Source organism: Lysobacter sp. CA196 (assembly GCF_052078695.1).
GTDB lineage: Bacteria > Pseudomonadota > Gammaproteobacteria > Xanthomonadales > Xanthomonadaceae > Lysobacter.
In genome coordinates, this window is the sequence record NZ_JBQJIN010000037.1 from 17,200 (window position 1) to 34,868 (window position 17,669).

Annotated in this window: 16 protein-coding genes; 7 read left to right on the forward strand and 9 right to left on the reverse strand. The window is 68.6% G+C overall.

Annotation, left to right across the window (positions count from 1 at the left end):
- The first annotated feature begins 24 nt into the window (after positions 1-24).
- Complete coding sequence (locus ACTOWK_RS21625; RefSeq protein ID WP_441332154.1) at positions 25-1,323, forward strand: Xaa-Pro dipeptidase; 1,299 nt, start codon at positions 25-27, stop codon at positions 1,321-1,323.
- Positions 1,324-1,348: 25 nt separating this feature from the next.
- On the opposite strand, the gene ACTOWK_RS21630 is transcribed toward ACTOWK_RS21625, so the two are convergent.
- The 4 genes from ACTOWK_RS21630 to ACTOWK_RS21645 all read right to left on the reverse strand — a co-directional run bounded on the left by ACTOWK_RS21630 (position 1,349) and on the right by ACTOWK_RS21645 (position 6,116).
- Complete coding sequence (locus tag ACTOWK_RS21630; protein ID WP_441332155.1) at positions 1,349-2,347, reverse strand: bile acid:sodium symporter family protein; 999 nt, start codon at positions 2,345-2,347, stop codon at positions 1,349-1,351.
- Positions 2,348-2,674: 327 nt separating this feature from the next.
- Positions 2,675-3,049 (reverse strand): hypothetical protein, encoded by a 375-nt coding sequence (locus ACTOWK_RS21635; protein ID WP_441332156.1) that lies wholly within the window; start codon positions 3,047-3,049, stop codon positions 2,675-2,677.
- 21 nt (positions 3,050-3,070) lie between these two features.
- Entirely contained in the window at positions 3,071-4,003 is a 933-nt protein-coding gene (locus tag ACTOWK_RS21640) for a DNA/RNA non-specific endonuclease (protein ID WP_441332157.1), read from the reverse strand.
- 127 nt (positions 4,004-4,130) lie between these two features.
- Positions 4,131-6,116 carry a S9 family peptidase gene (locus ACTOWK_RS21645; RefSeq protein WP_441332158.1) on the reverse strand — a complete coding sequence of 662 codons (1,986 nt, stop codon included), beginning with the start codon at positions 6,114-6,116 and terminating at the stop codon, positions 4,131-4,133.
- A gap of 210 nt (positions 6,117-6,326) precedes the next feature.
- On the opposite strand from ACTOWK_RS21645, the gene ACTOWK_RS21650 reads away from it, so the two are divergent.
- Complete coding sequence (locus tag ACTOWK_RS21650) at positions 6,327-7,451, forward strand: dipeptidase (protein ID WP_441332159.1); 1,125 nt, start codon at positions 6,327-6,329, stop codon at positions 7,449-7,451.
- 245 nt (positions 7,452-7,696) lie between these two features.
- On the opposite strand, the gene dnaG is transcribed toward ACTOWK_RS21650, so the two are convergent.
- The 4 genes from dnaG to rpsU all read right to left on the reverse strand — a co-directional run bounded on the left by dnaG (position 7,697) and on the right by rpsU (position 12,194).
- A complete protein-coding gene (gene dnaG / locus ACTOWK_RS21655; protein ID WP_441332160.1) occupies positions 7,697-9,442 on the reverse strand; it encodes a DNA primase in 1,746 nt (581 codons plus the stop codon).
- Positions 9,443-9,605: 163 nt separating this feature from the next.
- Positions 9,606-10,493: a YihY/virulence factor BrkB family protein gene (locus ACTOWK_RS21660; protein WP_441332178.1), complete on the reverse strand. Its 888-nt coding sequence runs from the start codon at positions 10,491-10,493 to the stop codon at positions 9,606-9,608.
- Positions 10,494-11,322: 829 nt separating this feature from the next.
- The gene (locus tag ACTOWK_RS21665; RefSeq protein WP_031371287.1) at positions 11,323-11,769 is read right to left on the reverse strand and encodes a GatB/YqeY domain-containing protein; all 447 of its coding nucleotides are present in this window, start codon (positions 11,767-11,769) and stop codon (positions 11,323-11,325) included.
- 209 nt (positions 11,770-11,978) lie between these two features.
- Complete coding sequence (gene rpsU, locus ACTOWK_RS21670) at positions 11,979-12,194, reverse strand: 30S ribosomal protein S21 (RefSeq protein ID WP_031371286.1); 216 nt, start codon at positions 12,192-12,194, stop codon at positions 11,979-11,981.
- Positions 12,195-12,332: 138 nt separating this feature from the next.
- Here rpsU and tsaD point away from each other — a divergent pair, with 138 nt between their 5' ends.
- From tsaD to ACTOWK_RS21685, 3 genes are all read left to right on the forward strand, one after another.
- A complete protein-coding gene (gene tsaD / locus ACTOWK_RS21675; RefSeq protein WP_441332161.1) occupies positions 12,333-13,355 on the forward strand; it encodes a tRNA (adenosine(37)-N6)-threonylcarbamoyltransferase complex transferase subunit TsaD in 1,023 nt (340 codons plus the stop codon).
- A 184-nt stretch (positions 13,356-13,539) separates the two neighbouring features.
- Entirely contained in the window at positions 13,540-13,890 is a 351-nt protein-coding gene (gene folB, locus ACTOWK_RS21680) for a dihydroneopterin aldolase (protein WP_441332162.1), read from the forward strand.
- Between the two features lie 138 nt (positions 13,891-14,028).
- A complete protein-coding gene (locus tag ACTOWK_RS21685) occupies positions 14,029-14,853 on the forward strand; it encodes a DUF6159 family protein (RefSeq protein ID WP_441332163.1) in 825 nt (274 codons plus the stop codon).
- Between the two features lie 7 nt (positions 14,854-14,860).
- Here the strand turns inward: ACTOWK_RS21685 and ACTOWK_RS21690 are convergent, their stop codons facing one another.
- A complete protein-coding gene (locus ACTOWK_RS21690) occupies positions 14,861-15,706 on the reverse strand; it encodes a hypothetical protein (protein ID WP_441332164.1) in 846 nt (281 codons plus the stop codon).
- Between the two features lie 231 nt (positions 15,707-15,937).
- Here ACTOWK_RS21690 and ACTOWK_RS21695 point away from each other — a divergent pair, with 231 nt between their 5' ends.
- Complete coding sequence (locus ACTOWK_RS21695; RefSeq protein WP_441332165.1) at positions 15,938-17,122, forward strand: class I SAM-dependent methyltransferase; 1,185 nt, start codon at positions 15,938-15,940, stop codon at positions 17,120-17,122.
- A gap of 5 nt (positions 17,123-17,127) precedes the next feature.
- Positions 17,128-17,553, forward strand: a complete 426-nt coding sequence (locus ACTOWK_RS21700; protein WP_441332166.1) for a VanZ family protein — start codon at positions 17,128-17,130, stop codon at positions 17,551-17,553.
- The last annotated feature ends 116 nt before the right edge of the window (positions 17,554-17,669 follow it).

Sequence of the window (17,669 nt, forward strand, 5' to 3'; positions counted from 1 at the left end):
CCAATTGCTGGAGGAAGGTCGTCGATGAGAAACCGGATCGCGTACTCGATCGTGGCGCTGTTGCCGCTGTCGGCGGCCAATGCCGCGCAGGCGCAGGACGCCGCCGCACCGCCGCGCGAACTGGTGGTCACCGCGGCCAAGCTGTTCGATTCGCGCAGCGGGCGCCTGCTCGACAACCCGCAGGTGCTGATCCGCGACGGCCGCATCGTCGAGGTCGGCCGGGCCGGCGACACCGCGCCGGCCGGCGCGCAACGCCTCGACCTGCCCGGCATGACCCTGCTGCCGGGTCTGATCGACATGCACACCCACCTCGACGCCGACCCGACCTACGGCGGCTACACCGGCCTGCAATTCAACGACCGCTTCTGGTCGGTGCTCGCGGTCAAGCACGCCCAGGACACGCTGGCCGCCGGCTTCACCACGGTGCGCAATCTCGGCGCCGATGCCTGGAACGACGTCGGCCTGCGCCAGGCCATCGACGAGGGCAAGCTGCGCGGCCCGCGCATCGTCTCGGCCGCCTACGGCTTCGGCGCCACCGGCGGCCATTGCGACTCGACTTTCTTCCCGCCGTCGATGCAGCAGCGCAGCCCCTACAACGCCGACTCGCCCGAGCAGGCGCGCCAGCGCGTGCGCGAGCTGCGCAAGTACGGCGCACAGGTGATCAAGATCTGCGCCACCGGCGGCGTGTTTTCGCGCAATACCGAGCCCGGGCAACAGCAACTGAGCCTGGAGGAAATGAAGGCGGTGGCCGACGAGGCGCATCGCTGGGGCCTCAAGGTCGCCGCGCACGCGCACGGCACCAGCGGCATCAAGGACGCGATCCGTGCCGGCATCGACACCATCGAGCACGCCAGCCTGATCGACGAGGAAGGCATCCGCCTGGCCAAGCAGCACGGCACCTGGCTGTCGATGGACATCTACAACACCGACTACACCCAGGCCGAGGGCAAGAAAAACGGCGTGCTCGAAGACAACCTGCGCAAGGACCGCGAAGTGGCCGACATCCAGCGCGAGAACTTCCGCCGCGCCCATCAGGCCGGGGTGAAGATGGTCTACGGCACCGACACCGGGGTCTATCCGCACGGCCAGAACGGCCGCCAGTTCGCGGTGATGCAGCGCTACGGCATGAGCGCGGCGCAGGCCATCCAGGCGGCGACCGCGAACGCGGCCGAAGCGCTGGGCAGCCAGGACGTCGGCGTAATCGAAAAAGGCCGCTGGGGCGACCTCATCGCGGTCGCCGGCGACCCGACCCAGAACGTCGCCTTGCTCGAAGCCGTGCCGGTGGTGATCAAGGGCGGCGAGGTGGTCAAGGACGCGCGCTGAGCGGTTCGACCGGGCGCGCCGGGATTCAATCGGCGACGTCTTCGGCCGGGCGCGCCGGCAGCGACCGGCGCGCATAACGGCGCGCGACCTGCGCGCAGACGATCAGCTGGATCTGGTGGAACACCATCACCGGCAGCACGATCGCACCGAGCACGCTGCTGGCGAACAGGATCTTGGCCATCGGCACGCCGGTGGCCAGGCTCTTCTTGGAACCGCAGAACACGATCGCGATTTCGTCTTCGCGCGAAAAGCCGAGGCGGCGCGCGGCGAAGGTCGTGGCGAGCATCACTATCGCCAACAGCAGCGCGCAGACCGCGAAGACGACGTACAAGGCCTGCACCGGCGTGCTCTGCCACAGCCCGGTGGCCACCGAGGCGGCGAAGGCGGTGTAGACCACCAGCAGCACCGTGCCCTGGTCGGTATAGCGCAACAGCGCGCGCCGGCGTTCGACCCAGCCGTCGATCCAGCGCCGCAGCAGATGCCCGGCGACGAACGGAAACAACAGTTGCAGCATGATCTTGCCGATGGCTTCGGCCGGGTCCGCCATCGCGCCTTGCGCGCCGGCCAGCGCGCTCATCAGCAAGGGCGTCAGGAACACGCCGAGCAGGCTCGATGCCGAGGCGCTGCACACCGCCGCGGGCACGTTGCCGCCGGCCATCGAGGTGAAGGCGATCGAGGACTGCACGGTCGAGGGCAGGGTGCACAGGAACAGCAGCCCCAAGTACAGCTCAGGCGTCAGCAAGCGCCCGGACAAAGGCTTCAGCGCCAGGCCGAGCAAGGGAAACAACACGAAGGTGCTGGCGAAGATCAGCAGATGCAGGCGCCAATGCAGGGCGCCGGCGAGGATGGATTCGCGCGACAGCCGCGCGCCGTGCAGGAAGAACAGCGCGGCGATGGCGATATTAGTGAAGCCGTCGAGGGCCGCGGCCGGCGCGCCGCCGAGCGGAAACCACCAGGCCAGCGCGACCGCCGCCAGCAGGGCCAGGGTGAAGCTGTCGACGCGCAGTCGCTGGAGAAAACTCATCCGGTGCTCGCCTCGGAGGGACGGTGCGGCAGACGTCCGCATTCTGACCGCGGGGTGCAGACCCGTCCATGGCGCAAGCCGGCGCCTGCGTCGCGCTTCAGGGTAGGAGCGGCGCAAGCCGCGACCCACCGCAGAGGTGTACGCCAGCGTCTTTCACCGAAGCCCGGAAAAACGGCTCTTAACGACCAAAACCAGAGCAGCGCCCAGTCTCCGGCCGCTGCGCTTTCGATCACCGCTGCGGTGGATCGCGGCTCGCGCCGCTCCTACCCAAGAGCACGTCGCAATGCGTAAGCGTGGACCCGAACCGGGCCCAGGCGTCGCCTCAGTTCAACAAGGACGCACGCGCTCGGCGATCTCGGCGACGCTGTCGGGGGTGACGTACCAGCGGCCGGGGTCTTCGTACTCGAAGTCGATCGCGACCTCGGCGTCGGCGCGATGAATGCGCACGATGCAGACCCGCCACGGTGCCTTGCCGGCGACCTGGGTGACCTTGCGCAGTTGTTCGAGGCGATTCTCGATCTCGACGCTCGCCGGCGTCAGCGGTTCGCCCGGCTGGCCCTTGTCGTAGCGGAAGCCGTTGAGGCGGTGCATGCCGTCGCCGTACCAGGCGATCAGCGCGTATCCGTCCCAGGGCCGTTCGCTGGCCTTGGGGTCGACCACGATCAGGCGCGCGATCTCGCCGAGCAATTCGTCTCTGTTCATGTCCTGCCTTGAGCGTGTCGATTAAGAGTCTGCTGCGATCAGGTCATCCATCTGTCCGGCGTCGACCCGGTCGTAGCTCTGGCCGGCGCGGTTCTCGAAGGTGACGCGCTGATCGTAAACCCTGCCGCCGTCGGCGGGATCGATCACGTCGTAGGAAATGCGAACACGGTCCGGTCGGTCGGTGTCCCGCGGGGTCAGGTCGATGCGGATGCGCACGTCCATGCCCTTGTCGACCCAGGCCGCCCATTCGTTCTCGAGCGTCTTGTAGGCGCCCATGTTGAAGTTGCCGTTCTGCGGGAACAGGTTCTTCAGGCCCTGGTCGGTGACGAAGCGGTGGCCGAACACGTGCCCGCCCTGGTCGCCTTCGACGCCGCGGTCGGCGGCGGTGCGCTGGGCCAGGGTTTCGTCGTCGCTGCGATCGATCCCGCTGAACACGGTGCGCAAGGTGCCTTCGGCGTGGATCGGCCGGCCTTCGTCGTCGACGGTCCAGCGTGCGTCGTTGACCTCGCCGGTGTCGGGGTTGGTGACCGTCGCCGAAATCTCCTCGGTCTCGCCGCGCGGGTCGAGGCCCAGCCAGTCCTTGAGCCGGCCGATCAGGCCGTCGGCGGCGTCGTTACCTGCGCCGTCGGCATAGGCGGCGCGCACCTCGGGGCCGCTGCGGCGCTCGACCGCGGCGGCGATGCCGTCGCGCCCGAATGCGGCCTCCAGTTTGCGTAACTGCGGTGCGTCGAGCTTGCCGGCGAGATCGTTGGCGAGGGTTTCGCGCTCGGCTACGGGCAGGGCCTCGACCTCGCTGAGCAGGCTGTCCAGTTGTGGCGCCGTCAGCGCATCGACCGCCGCACGCGCCTGCGCCGGATCGGCGCTGCTCAGCGTCTGCGCGGTCGATGCGGCGGGTGGTTCGACGCCCGGCGACGAGCCGTTGAGGTGGAGGTTCGGGCTGATCGGGTCGGTCATCGGGCGGTGCCTGGACTGCGCGCGTCAGCCTGGAATCTAGCCAGAAAGCGGCCGTCCGCCCATTGGGGAAAACCCCAGGAAAACGTGACAGTTCAAAGACTTCGCATCCGCGAGGGGCGCGTCCGAGTCACTGGCCGCCGATCAGGTGCTGCTGCCAGAAGGTCATCATCGCCGCGCCGAAGTAGTCGGTATTGGCCTTCTTGTGGAAGCCGTGGCCTTCGTCGTCGAACATCAGGAACCACACCGGCGCGCCGTTGCCGCGCACCGCCTTCACGATCTGCTCGGCCTCGGTATAGGGCACGCGCGGGTCGTTGCGGCCCTGGGCGACGAACAGCGGCGCGCGGATCTTGCCGGCGTTCCTGAGCGGCGAGATGCGGTCGAACACCGCCTTCATCTCGGGCACGCGCTCGTCGCCGTACTCGGCGCGGCGCAGGTCGCGGCGATACGACTCGGTGTGGGTGAGGAAGGTGCTGAAGTCGGAGATGCCGACCACGTCGACGCCGGCGCGGATGCGGTCGCTGTAGTGCATCAGCGAGGCCAGCACCATGTAGCCGCCGTAACTGCCGCCGTACACGCCGACGCGTTGCGCGTCGAGTTCGGGCTGGGCGCCGATCCAGTCGAGCAACGCGCCGATGTCCTTGACCGAGTCTTCGCGTTTCTCGGCATTGTCCAGGCCCAGATAGGTGCGGCCGTAGCCGGCCGAACCGCGCACGTTCGGCACCAGCATCGCCACGCCGAGCTCGTTGGCCAGGAACTGGGCGTTGGCGCTGAAGGTCGGTTGCGACTGCGCTTCCGGGCCGCCGTGGATCTGGATCACCACCGGCAGCTTGGTGCCGGCCGGGACCAGCGCCGGCCGGTAGTAGAACGCCGGGATCGTGCGCGGCTGGCCGTCGACGCGGTCGAAGGTCGGATAACGGATCAACGTCGGCGCTACGAAACGGCTGGAATCGAGCCCGCCGACTTCGCTGCGGGTCCAGCGCACCAAGCGCTTCGCGGCCAGCTCGATCACGTAGACATCGCTCGGCGAGGTCGCGGTGTTGATCGACAAGGCGATGCGCCGGCCATCGGGCGAGAACTCGGCGCCGCCGATGGTGCCGACCGGCAGCGCCGGCAATGCGACCTCTTTGTGGCCGGGCAGCGACAACACGTGCAGCTTGCCGATGCCGTCTTCGTTGCTGACGAACAGCAGGTGGCGGCCGTCCTCGGACAGGCTGAGGTTGCCGACGTCCCAGGGAATGCCGGCGCTGAGCACCTCGAACTTGCCGCTCGCCGGCTCGTGCCGGCGCAAGGTCGCGAACTCCTGCGGCTTGCCGTCGAGGACTTCGTTGGAGACGTAATAGACCGCCTTGCCGTCTTTGGAAAAGCGGAAATCGCTGATCGCCGCCTGGCCGCCGTCGACCGGGAACAACTGCAGTTTGCCGGTGTCGAGGTCGACCAGGCCCGGATAGGTTTCGCTGGCCGAGACGTACTTGATCACCAGCAATTGCCTGCCGTCCGGGGAGAAGTCGGCGGCGCTCCAGGTGCCGCCCTCGGTCACCACCGCGCGCGCCTTGCGAGTGGCGAAATCCATCACCCACACGTCGATGTCGCGGCCGTTGCGCGCGGTGCTGCTGTAGGCCAGTTGCTGGCCGTCGCGCGAGAAGCGCGGGTCCTGGTTGCGCGCCTTGCCGTCGGTCAGCAAGGCGGTCTCGCGCGTGGTCAGGTCGAACCAGTGCAATTGCCAGAACTCGTTGCCGCCGACGTCCTTGCCGAACACGAAGCCGTCGAGCGGTTTCGGCGCGGCGTACAGGCTGTTGAGCGGCTCGCGATGGAAGGTCAGTTGCTCGCGCATGCCCAGCGGTTCGCAGACGCGATGGGCCTGCTGGGTCTCGGCGAAGCGCGTGGCGATCAGCAGGCAGCCGTCGCCGGTCCAGCCGCCGAGGCTGGCGCCGCGGGTGTTCTGGTAGCGGTCGAGGCGTTCGAGCAGGGCCGGCGCGATCGCCGGCAGGTTCTCGCTGACGCGGTTGCCGCTGTGCTCGCGCACGACGGCGTCTTTCGGTGCCGCCTGGGCTGGCATGGGAGCGACGCAGGCCAGGGCCAGCGCAGCGACGGACAAGGCATGGCGCAGCGACATCGGCGTTCTCCCCCGGAAAGGATGCGGGCGCCCCGCGGCAGCGGAATTCTGGCGCATGCATCCCGAGCTTAACGCGCCCGCCGCGACAGGATCCGTCCCGAAAGTCACGGCTGGAGCGCTGGCGCGTTTGCCTTAGAGTGCCGCGACAGCGCGTGACCGAGCGCACGAATCGCCGCATCCGCGCGCGAGGGCTCATCCAGGGAGGATTCGATGATCGACAGAAGGACGTTTCTGATCGGCGGCGCGGCCGCGTTCGCCAGTGCCTGGGCCGCGGGTCGCGCGTGGGCCGGCGCCGCGCCGCGCTGGGCGCCGTATGCGGACGCGATGGTGGTCGACGGTTGCGGCTTCATCGCCGGAGAAGACGGGGCGCCGGGCGCGGCGCTGTCGGCGCACCTCGTCGACGAGGCGCGCCGCAGCGGCCTGCGCGTGATCCAGACCACGGTCGGCCCGGTTGCGCAGTACGAGGGCGCCTACGAGGAAACCGTACGCAGCATCGGCTTCTGGGAGAACGAAATCCTGGCCCACCCCGAGGTGTTCATGGCGGTGCGCAACCGCGCCGACCTGGACACCGCGCGGCGCGAAAAGAAACTCGGCGTGGTGTATCAGTTCCAGGACAGCGCACCGATCGGCGAGAAGCTGGAACGGGTCGACGACTTCCATCGGCTCGGCGTGCGCACCGTGCAACTGACCTACAACCTGCGCAACCTGGTCGGCGACGGTTGCCTGGAGCCCGGCAACGCCGGCCTCAGCCGTTTCGGTCACGGCCTGATCGAACGCCTCAACGAACGGCGCATCCTGGTCGACCTGGCCCATAGCGGGCGCCGCACCGCGACCGAAGCCATCGCCGCGTCGAAGGCGCCGGTGTTGATCAGCCACACCGGTTGCGCATCGCTGGTCGAGCGCCCGCGCAACAAAACCGATGCCGAATTGCGTGCGGTCGCCGACGGCGGCGGCGTGGTCGGCATCTATCTGATGCCGTTCCTGCGCGAGAGCGGCCAGACCACCGCCGCCGACGTCGTCCGCCATCTCGAATGCGCCTTGAAGATCTGCGGCGAAGAGCATGTCGGCATCGGCACCGACAACGTCGTCTCGCCGGTGCGGCTGAGCGAGAAGTACAAGCAACGGCACCGCGAGGCGATCCAGGAGCGGCGCCGGCTCGGCATTTCGGCGGCCGGCGAAAGCGAAGAGGTGTATCTGTTCGTGCCCGACCTCAACACGGTGGACCGCTTCGAGACCTTGGCCGCATTGCTGTCGGCGCGCGGGCATTCCGATGCGCGCATCGGCAAGATCCTCGGCGGCAATTTCGCCAGGGTGATGGGGGAAGTGTGGGGGTGAGCGGCGTAGCCTCTCCAGGGTGGGAGCGGCGCGAGCCGCGACTGCGAACCGTCGGCTGCAACGGGTCGACACGCAGGCTGGGATCGACCGAACGGGCGTATGCCAGCGTTCCGTCCGAAGACCGGGCGGACGGCGCATTACGGCCAAGCCAAGACGAATGGCCGGGCTTCGGCCGAAGCGCTTTCGATCACTTCTTCGGTTGGTCGCGACTTGCGTCGCTCCTGCCCAAGAGCAAAGCGGCGGCTTCAGCTGTTCGGCGATTTCGCCAGCCGCGCCTGCTGCAGAGACAGCAGCTCGCGTTTTTCCTCGGCGCTGAGCCCGACTTCGCGGTGCTGGCTCTGCAACTCGGCCAAGCGCTGTTCGATGGTCTGCTTGTCGAGCTGGGCGACCGCATCGAGAAACTCGCGCTGCAAGGTGTCGTCGCCGCCGGGGAAGGTCTGGCTGGCGAGTTTCTGCAAGGCGCCGGCTTGTTCGTGGTCGGCGAAATGTTCGAGCAGGGCGCCGGTGCTGATTTCCGGGCGTTGCTGTACCAGGTCGACGATCTCGACCAGCAGGTCGATGCCGGGTTGGCGCAGTTCGGCGAAACGGTAAGGCGGGGTCAGCGCCGCCGCCAGCGAGGGCTTTTGCAGCAGCACCGAGATCGCGCTGCGCACCAGGCTGCGCTTGGGCGTGGGTGCGTGCCGCCCGCCGCCGTGCGCGCGCTGGGTCGGTACATGAGTCTCGGGCGTCGAGGCGCGCGCGCCGACCCCGGTCAGTTCGGTCAGGCGCTGCTTCATCAGGTCGCCGAAGGCGCCATCGGGAATCTGCGCGAGCAGCGGCTTGGCGCGCTCGGCCAGACGGCCCTTGCCTTCGAGGGTGTTGAGGTTGACGTCGGCGGCCAGCGAATCGAACAGGAACTGCGACAGCGGCGTGGCCTCGCGCAGGCGCCGGTCGAAGCCTTCCGCGCCTTCCTGGCGCACCAGCGAATCCGGGTCCTCGCCGTCGGGCAGGAACAGGAAAAAGGCCTGGCGGCCGTCCTTCATGCGCGGCAGCACCGACTCGACCGCCTTCCAGGCCGCGCCGCGTCCTGCGCGGTCGCCGTCGAAACAGAAATACACGTCGGCCGCGTTGCGGAACAACAATTCGGCGTGATCGGGCGTGGTCGCCGTGCCGAGGGTCGCCACGGCGGTGTCGACGCCGTGCTGGAACAGCGCGATCACGTCCATATAGCCTTCGACGACGATCAGGCGCGGGATCTTGTTGTGGGTCTGGCGCACCTGCCACAGGCCGTAGAGTTCGCGGCCCTTGTGGAACAGCGGCGTCTCCGGCGAGTTGAGGTATTTCGGCCCGTCTTCCTTGTCGAGCACGCGGCCGCCGAAGGCGATGGTGCGCCCGCGCCGGTCGTGGATCGGAAACATCACCCGGTCGCGGAATTTGTCGTAGACCCGGCCGCTGTCGTTTTTCGAGAGCAGGCCGGCGCGTTCGAGCAGTTTCATCCGCCGCTCGTCGGTGCCGAGCGCATCGCGCAGGGCGTTGAAGCCGTCGGGCGCATAGCCGATGCCGAAGCGCTCGCGGAGGTCGGCGCTGACGCCGCGGCTGTCGAGATAACCCTGGGCCTTGCCGCTGTGGCCGTACTGCTTCTGGAAGAAGCGCGAGGCCGCCTCGACCGCGCTGAACAAATCCTGGGTGTCGGAGTCTTCGTTGCGTGCGCGGGTGTCGCGCGGCACTTCGACGCCGACTCGCTTGGCCAGCTCTTCGACCGCATCGAGGAATTCGAGGCGGTCGTAGTTCATCAGGAAGCTGATCGCGGTGCCGTGCGCGCCGCAGCCGAAGCAGTGATAGAACTGCTTGGTCGGCGAGACCGTGAACGAGGGCGAGCGCTCGTCGTGGAACGGGCAGCGCGCCGAGTATTCCTTGCCCTGGCGTTTCAACGGCACGCGCGTACCGATCACCTCGACGATGTCGGTGCGCGCCAGGAGGTCGTCGATGAAACCGTCGGGAATGCGGGCCATGCGTAGGGCGCCCGCGAGGGGGCGGCGTCGCTCGTGGTGGTCTAACGAAGAGGGTGTCTAGGATGCCATGCGCGGCCGGTCCTCGACGGTTCGGGTCGTGGCCGCTTGGGTGTCGATCGGGCGGTCTAGCCGCTCGTGCAGCGGGGTTTGCGCCGCGCTCGGCTCAGGTGCCCGAGGCGTCGAGCCCGGCGATGGCGCGTTCGTCGGCCAGGCGCCGGCGCACGCGGGCGTGCTCGTCGAGCATGGCGGTGATCAGGGCGCCGAGCAGGAACACCACCGCGCAGTAGTACATCCACACCAGCATGATCACCAGGCCGCCGGCCGGGCCGTAGGCGGTGCCGAGGCTGGCCTGGCCGAGGTAGAGGCCGATCGCGCTGCGTCCGAGCATGAACAGACCGGCGGTCAGGGCGCCGCCGAACAAGGCCCGGCGCCGGCTGACCGGGCGGTCCGGCAGCCAGCGGTACATCGCCGCGAACACCAGCGCATAGAGCGCGAACGAGACGATCGCGGCGAACACCGGCAGCAGGTCGGGGACGTAGGCGATCAGCAACTGCAGCGCGGCCTGCACCGCCATCGACACCACCAGCAGGAAGCCGACGCTGATGACCATGCCGAACGAGAGCAGGCGCTTGCGCAGCCAGGCGGCGATCCCGCCGAGGCGCTTGGCGTCGCTGCGGAACACCCGGTTGAGGGCGGCCTGCAACTGCCCGAACACCGCCGAGGCGCCGACCAGCAGGGCCAGGGTGCCGAGCAGGGCCGCCAGCGAGCCGGTGCCGGGGCGGTTTTCGGCATTGGCGACGATCAGCCGGGCGGTGCTCTCGACCTGGTCGCCGACCAGCAGGCCGATCTGGCGGAAGAACTCTTCCTGCGCCGACGGGTACAGCGCGGTGGTCAGCCACAGCACCATCAGCACCAGCGGCGCCAGCGACAGCAAGGTGTAGAACGACAGGGCCGCGGCCAGGGCGAGGATGTCGTAGTCGATGAAGCGCTGGGCGAACTTGGCCACCCAGCTCTGCTCCAGGCGCGCCTGCAGGGCGTGGATGCGCTGCATCGGGCCATGATCTGCCGCTTCGGCCGTCGCGGCGACGTCGCGCTCGGGTGGGCGTTCGCTGGAAAGAGCTTGGGGCGGGGTCGGGGGCATGCGGCTCGCGGTGACGGCGCGTGGGTCGCCGGTTTCAGTATCCGGGGTCCAGGTTAGCGAGGCGTGGGCGCGCTGTGGAGGCGGAGCATGAAAAAACGGCCGGGCCTGAGGCCCGGCCGTTCGTCGATAGCCGCCGATAACCGTCGCGATCGGCCGCTGGCCGCAGCTATCGGCGGCGGTCAGTCCCTGACGTAGTGATCGCGTTCGGAACCTTCGTAACGGCCGTCGCGCAGACAACAATTCCTTGAACCTCCGCATGGAGCCGCAGGGGCAAGGATCGTTGCGGCCCAGTTTTTCGAGCAGTTCCTTGTTGCCGTGGACCAGGCGCTGGCCGCGCTTGACCCGGGTTTCGGACGGGAAGCCCTTGCGGCGCTTACGCGTGATTTCGCGGGTCGGCTCGAAAGCAGGCGGCGTTGGGGTCGTGACGCTTCATGGTGCACCTCCAGGTGTGCGGCCCTTGCGGGCGGGTTGTTGCAGTTGCGGGGTTGTTGGCGCGGCCCTCACCCCAACCCCTCTCCCGCAAGCGGGAGAGGGGCTCAAGCAGCGTGACAGGAGCCGCTGGTCCGCCAGATTCGATGAGGCTGTCCGAGCAGACAGGTCGGGGAAGGGGCTCGAGCGATGCGAGGCCGCCAGATTCGACGAGACTGCCCGGGCAGGTTGGACCAGTCCCCTCTCCCGCTCGCGGGAGAGGGCTAGGGTGAGGGCCGGCCCGAAGCCAGACCTTCACCGTCCAGCGACCTCAGCCCGCCAGGCGCTTTTTCGCCAGCGCCGAGACCAGGCCCATATCGGCCTTGCCGCCGAGCTTGGCCTTCAGCGGGCCCATCAGCTTGCCCAGGTCGGACGGCGCGGCCGCGCCGACTTCGGCGATGACTTCCTCGAGCACGACCAGGATCTCGGCCTCGCCGAGCTTGGCCGGGACGTAGCGTTCGATCACCACGATCTCGTCGCGTTCGATCGACGCCAGGTCCTCGCGCGCGGCCGCCTCGTACTGGCTGACCGAGTCGCGGCGCTGCTTGATCATCTTGTCGAGGATCGCGATCACCGCGGTGTCGTCGAGCTCGATGCGCTCGTCGACTTCCTTCTGCTTGAGCGCGGCGTTGATCAGGCGGATCACGCCGAGGGACTGCTTGTCGCCGCTCTTCATCGCGGCCTTCATGTCGTCGGTGAGGCGTTGCTTGAGGCTCATGGTCTGACCTTAGTGTTGCGGAAGGGGGAGGGGCCGCCGGCGGGCGCGCAGCCGGGCACGGGGCTCGGCGGGGCGCGGACGCGGCAGCGTGATGCGGTTCCGTTTGCGAGGCGCAAACGCAAAAAGCCGGCAGCGCCCGAGGCGCAGCCGGCTTGATGGTCGTTCCCCACGAGCGCCGGCGGTGAAGCCGGGTCGTACGGAACGAACGATCAGTACAAGCGCTGGCGCTTGGTGACGTCGCGCGACGCGCGGCGCGCCTGGCGCTTCACCGCCGCGGCGGCCTTGCGCTTGCGCTCCTGGGTCGGCTTCTCATAGAACTCGCGCTTGCGGGTTTCAGCCAATACACCGGCCTTCTCGCAGGTGCGCTTGAAGCGACGCAGGGCAAACTCGAAAGGCTCGTTTTCGCGGACTTTGACGCTGGGCATACGTAATCTCGTTAACGGGAACCGGCCCGGGCAGACCGGGAGAGCCGCGCATTATAGCGATGCTCCTGCGGAAGGTGCAACATAGGCACCCATGAATCCGACATTCTCCCAGAAAACGGCGCGCCAGGCAGGGTGCCGATGAAGGTCCTGGGCATCGAAACCAGCTGCGACGAGACCGGTGTGGCCGTTTACGACACCGAGACGGGCCTGCGCGCCCATGCGCTGTACAGCCAGATCGCCCTGCACGCCGAGTACGGCGGGGTGGTCCCGGAGCTGGCCAGCCGCGACCACGTGCGCAAGCTGCTGCCGCTGATCCGCCAGACCCTGGCCGAATCCGGCCTGGACGTGAACGAGCTCGACGGGGTCGCCTATACCGCCGGCCCCGGCCTGGTCGGGGCCTTGCTGGTCGGGGCCGGGGTCGCGCGTGCGCTGGCCTGGGCCCTCGACGTGCCCGCGATCGGCGTTCACCACATGGAAGGCCACCTGCTGGCGCCGCTGATGGAGGACGACCCGCTCGGCCGCCCGCAGCCGCCGTTCGTGGCCTTGCTGGTCTCAGGCGGGCATACCCAGTTGGTCGCGGTCGACGCGATCGGCCAGTACCGCCTGCTCGGCGAGACCCTGGACGACGCCGCCGGCGAGGCCTTCGACAAGACCGCCAAGCTGATGGGCCTGCCGTATCCCGGCGGCCCGCAGCTGGCCGCGCAGGCCGAGCTTGGCCGGCCCGGTGTGTTCAAGTTCGCCCGCCCGATGACCGACCGCCCCGGCCTGGATTTCAGCTTCAGCGGCCTCAAGACCCAGGTCCTGTTGGCCTGGCGCGGCAGCGACCAGAGCGAACAGACCCGCGCCGACATCGCCCGCGCCTTTGAGGACGCAGTGGTCGACACCCTGGCGATCAAATGCGCGCGCGCCCTCGATGCGGCCGGCTGCGACACCCTGGTGGTCGCCGGCGGCGTCGGCGCCAACCGGCGCCTGCGCGCCAAGTTGGCGACGATGGCGGACCAGCGCGGCGGCCGGGTCTGCTTCCCGCGCCCGGCGTTCTGCACCGACAACGGCGCGATGATCGCCTACGCCGGCGCCCTGCGCCTGCAGGCCGGTCAGCACGAGACCGCGGCGGTGAAGGTGACCCCGCGTTGGGACATGGCGCTGTTGCAGGCTGTGTAGCCTTTCTCGGAACTCGGAACTCGGAACTCGGAACTCGGAACTCGGAACTCGGAACTCGGAACTCGGGACTCGGGACTCGGGACTCAGGACTCGGGACTCGCACGGGCGCCGCGATCGCCTACCATGGCCGCGCTTTTCGCCGTGCTTTTCCGAGTCCCGAACCCCGAGTCCCGAGTCCCGAACAATGGATCACGTTTTCATCGAAGGCCTGGAAATCGACGCCGTGATCGGCATCTACGACTGGGAGCGGCGGATCCGCCAGCCGCTGGTGTTCGATCTGGAGATGGCCTTCGACAACCGCGTGCCCGCGGCCAGCGATGCGATCGGCGATACCCTCGACTACAAGGCGATCAGCGACCGCATCGTCGAATACGTGGCGCAGTCGGAGTTCGGCCTGGTCGAGACCTTGGCCGAACGCGTCGCCGCGATCGTGCTGGACGAGTTCGGCGTGCGCCGGGTGCGGCTCAAGCTCAGCAAGCCCAGCGCGATTCGCAATGCGCGCGCGGTCGGGGTGTTGATCGAACGCAGCCGCTGAGGCCTCGCGACAAGGGCAGCCGGCGCCGCGTCGAAGCGCCCTCGCACGCTCCCGGATTTGCACCCCGTCGCGGCCGCGCTTGCGATTTTCGGCCGCAGGTTCGAGGATGCCCCCCGGGATCAATCATGGGGGCATGAGATGTTCGAGAAACTTTCGCGCAGTTGGGAACTCGCCAAGGCCAGCGCCTCGGTGCTCAATTCGGATCGCGAGCTGTTGGTGTTTCCGGTGGTCTCGGCGGTGTGTGTGCTGATCGTGCTGGCGACTTTCCTGATCCCGGCCGCGGCGCTGGAGATCTTCTCCGACGGCTTCGGCCCGGGGGTCGCGCTGTTCGCCTTCACCTTCTACTTCTGCCAGTACTTCGTGATCATCTTCTGCAACTGCGCCCTGGTTGCCGCGGCGATGATCCGCCTGGAAGGCGGCGACCCGACCGTCGGCGACGGCTTCCGCGCCGCGGCGTCGCGCCTGCCCACGATCGCCGGTTACGCCGCCATCGCCGCGACCGTCGGCATGATCCTGCAGGCCCTCAAGGACCGCGACAACAACTTCATCGTGCGCATGATCGGCGGCGCGCTCGGCGCGGCGTGGACGATGGCGACCTTCCTGGTGGTGCCGGTGCTGGTCGCCGAAGACGTCGGCCCGATCGATGCGGTCAAGCGCAGCGTCAGCATGTTCAAGCGCACCTGGGGCGAGAGCGCGGCCGGCATGGTCGGCATCGGCCTGGCCACCGGCCTGGCGATGCTCGCCGTCGGCGTGGTCGGTTTCGGCCTGGCCTACGTTCTGGGCCTGGTGTCGTCGGCGCTGGCGGTGTTGCTCGGCGCGGTGACCGTGCTCGCCTTGCTGGCCTTGGCGGTGTACCAGAGCGCGCTCGGCGGCGTGTATTCGGCGGCCCTGTACCGCTATGCGGTCGACGGCGAAATGCCGGCCGGTTTCGAAGGGCTGCAACTGGAAGCGCGCGGCCGTTGAGCTGCGCTCAGGCGATCGGCTCGTCGCCGTTCGCAAAGCCGACCAGGATCTGTTCCTGGTCGCCGGCCCGGTCCGGGTAGAACCAGACCAGGGCCGCATCGCCGACGCGCGGCAAGCGCACCGGGTCGAACAGACCGGTCTTGGTCACCCAGCGCTCGGCGCCGGCGTGGTCGGTGAACTTGGCGACGAAGCGCAGGCGCATTTCGTGGTAGATCTCCACGCCGGTGTCGTGCACCTCGGTGATCACCGCATCGCTGCGCCGGCCCTCGGCCAGCAAGCGCCGGATACGTTCGGCGCGCGCAGCGTGTCTTCGGTGGGCGCGCCAGGCCAGGGCCGCGCAGCCCAGCGCCGCGAGCATCAGCAAGGCCGGCAGCCAGTATTGCGCGCTCCAGCCGAGCCAGGCGACAACGTCCCAATTCGGAGCGGGCGTGGCTGGCGAATCGGCGAACGAGCCGACCCGCAGCGGCGCCACCCAGGAGTCGGCCGCGCCGCGCCAGAAGCCCAGCGCCCAGGCGAGCAGGGTCGAGGCGAACTGGCCCCAGGTGCTGGCGGCCAGGCCGAACAGATCCTTGAGCACGTAGCTCAGCAAGAAGCCGGCGATGAAGCCGCCGAACGACCCGACGAACACGCCGAAGAACCACGGCGGCGCCACGTTGTCCGGATACAGGCTCAGCGGCAGATAGGCTTCGGCGATCGGATAGCGGATGGTGTCGGCGAGCGAATAAGCGAACAGCGCCCACAGGCTCCAATAGATCAGCACCAGCAGCCACAGCCCGCTCCGGGGCCGCGGCGGTCGCTGCAATTGTTCGAGCGCTTGCCGGCGACGTTCGACGGCCGGATCGACGGTGCTCATGGACGGGCTTCCGTGCGGGACGCCGCCATCTTGCACGGCTTGCGCGACAGCGAAAGCGGCGCGCGCGCAAATGCCGCCGATTTAGTACCAAAGCGCTAGCCGCCGGTACGCCCGCCGCGGCGCGCAAGCGGCGTTCAGCGTGCCCGGCGCGGGACGTCGCGTTCGCCGCGGCTGCGCCGGGGCCGTATCCTGTCGGCCTGTTTCCGATGCGCCTGCGACGCCGCCCCTCACGTGAATTCCTTCGATCTGCCGACTCCCGATGCCGATGCGCTCGCCCACAGTGCGCGCCTGGCGGCCCTGATCCGCGAGCAGATCCTCGCCCACGGCGGCGCGATCGGGTTTTCGCGTTTCATGGAACTGGCGCTGTATGCGCCGGGCCTGGGGTATTACAGCGCCGGCGCGAGCAAGTTCGGCGAAAGCGGCGATTTCGTCACCGCCCCGGAGATCGGGCCGATCTTCGCCGCCTGCGTCGCCGAAGCGGTGGCGCCGGTGTTGCAGCAGATCGGGCCGTCGGCGCGTTTCCTCGAACTCGGCGGCGGCACCGGCGCGTTCGCCGAAGTCGCGCTCAAGCGCCTGCTCGAACTGGACGCCTTGCCCGACCGTTACGCGATCCTCGAACCCAGCGCCGAGCTGCGCCATCGCCAGCGCGAACGCCTGCGCGAGCGCCTGGTGCCGCCGCTGTTCGATCTGCTCGAATGGCCGGACGGGCCGTTCGGCGACGAGTGGAACGGCGTGCTGTTCGCCAACGAAGTCATCGATGCCCTGCCGACGCCGCGTTTCGCGATCCGCAACGAAGAAGTGTTCGAAGAATACGTGGTCATCGACGGCGACGGCTTCGCGCGCGAGCTGCGCCCGGCCGACGATTTCCTCGCCCAGGCCGTGCGCATCGCCGAGCGCCGCCTCGAGCGTCCGCTCGCCGAGGGCTATCGCTCTGAGCTGCTGCCGCAGTTGCCGTACTGGATCCAGGCGGTCGCAGGCGGCCTGCGCAACGGCGCGATGCTGTTCGTCGACTACGGCTATCCGCGCGCCGAGTTCTACGCGCCCGATCGCGTCGACGGCACCTTGCGCGCGTTCTACCGCCATCGCATGCACGGCGACCCCTTGCTGTGGCCGGGCCTGCAGGACCTGACCGCCTCGGTCGATTTCACCGCCCTGGTCGAGGCCGGCGTCGCCGCCGGTTTCGATCTGTCCGGCTATTGCTCGCAAGCCAGCTTCCTGCTCGGCAACGGCCTGGCCGGCGTGTTGCAGCGGATCGAAGGCATCGAGGACGAGTTCGAGAAGCAGCGCCGCCTCAACGAGGTCAAGCGCCTGACCTTGCCGAGCGAAATGGGCGAGCGCTTCCAGGTCATGGGCTTCGAGAAGGGCGTCGAGTTCGGCGTGGCCTTCATGGCCGGCGACCTGAGCTTCCGTCTGTGAGCGGGGTGAGCGAACACGACGCGCGCAGCGTGCTGCGCGCGTTCGAGCGGCCGTCGCTGTGGTGCGCGATCGGCCTGGCGATGATCGCCGCGGTGGCTTGCGCGACTTTGCTGCCCGCGCACGATCTGCCGCCGACGCCCTTCTCGGGTTTCGACAAGATCGAACATTTTTCCGCGTATGCGGCGCTATCGGCCTACGCGACGATGCTGTTCGCACGCCTGCGCCCGCAGGCGATCGCTGCGGCCGGCTTGATCGCGCTGGGCGTGGCGTTGGAATTCGCCCAGGCCGGCTTGACCGATTCGCGCACCGGCGACGCCATCGACGCCGCCGCCAACAGTCTCGGCGTGTTCGCCGGCCTGTTCGTCTCGCCGACCTCGGCCTCGCGCTGGCTGTTGGGGCTGGACCGCCGGTTGGCGCGTCGGCGCGCCTGAGGTTTCGCGCACTTGGGCCGGCCGATCCCGGTTTAGGCGGTTTCGGGGCCGCCGCTGTTCAGGAGCGGCCGGCCCGCCGGCCGGCCGAAAATTGGTTACCGTTGTATCGATTAGTA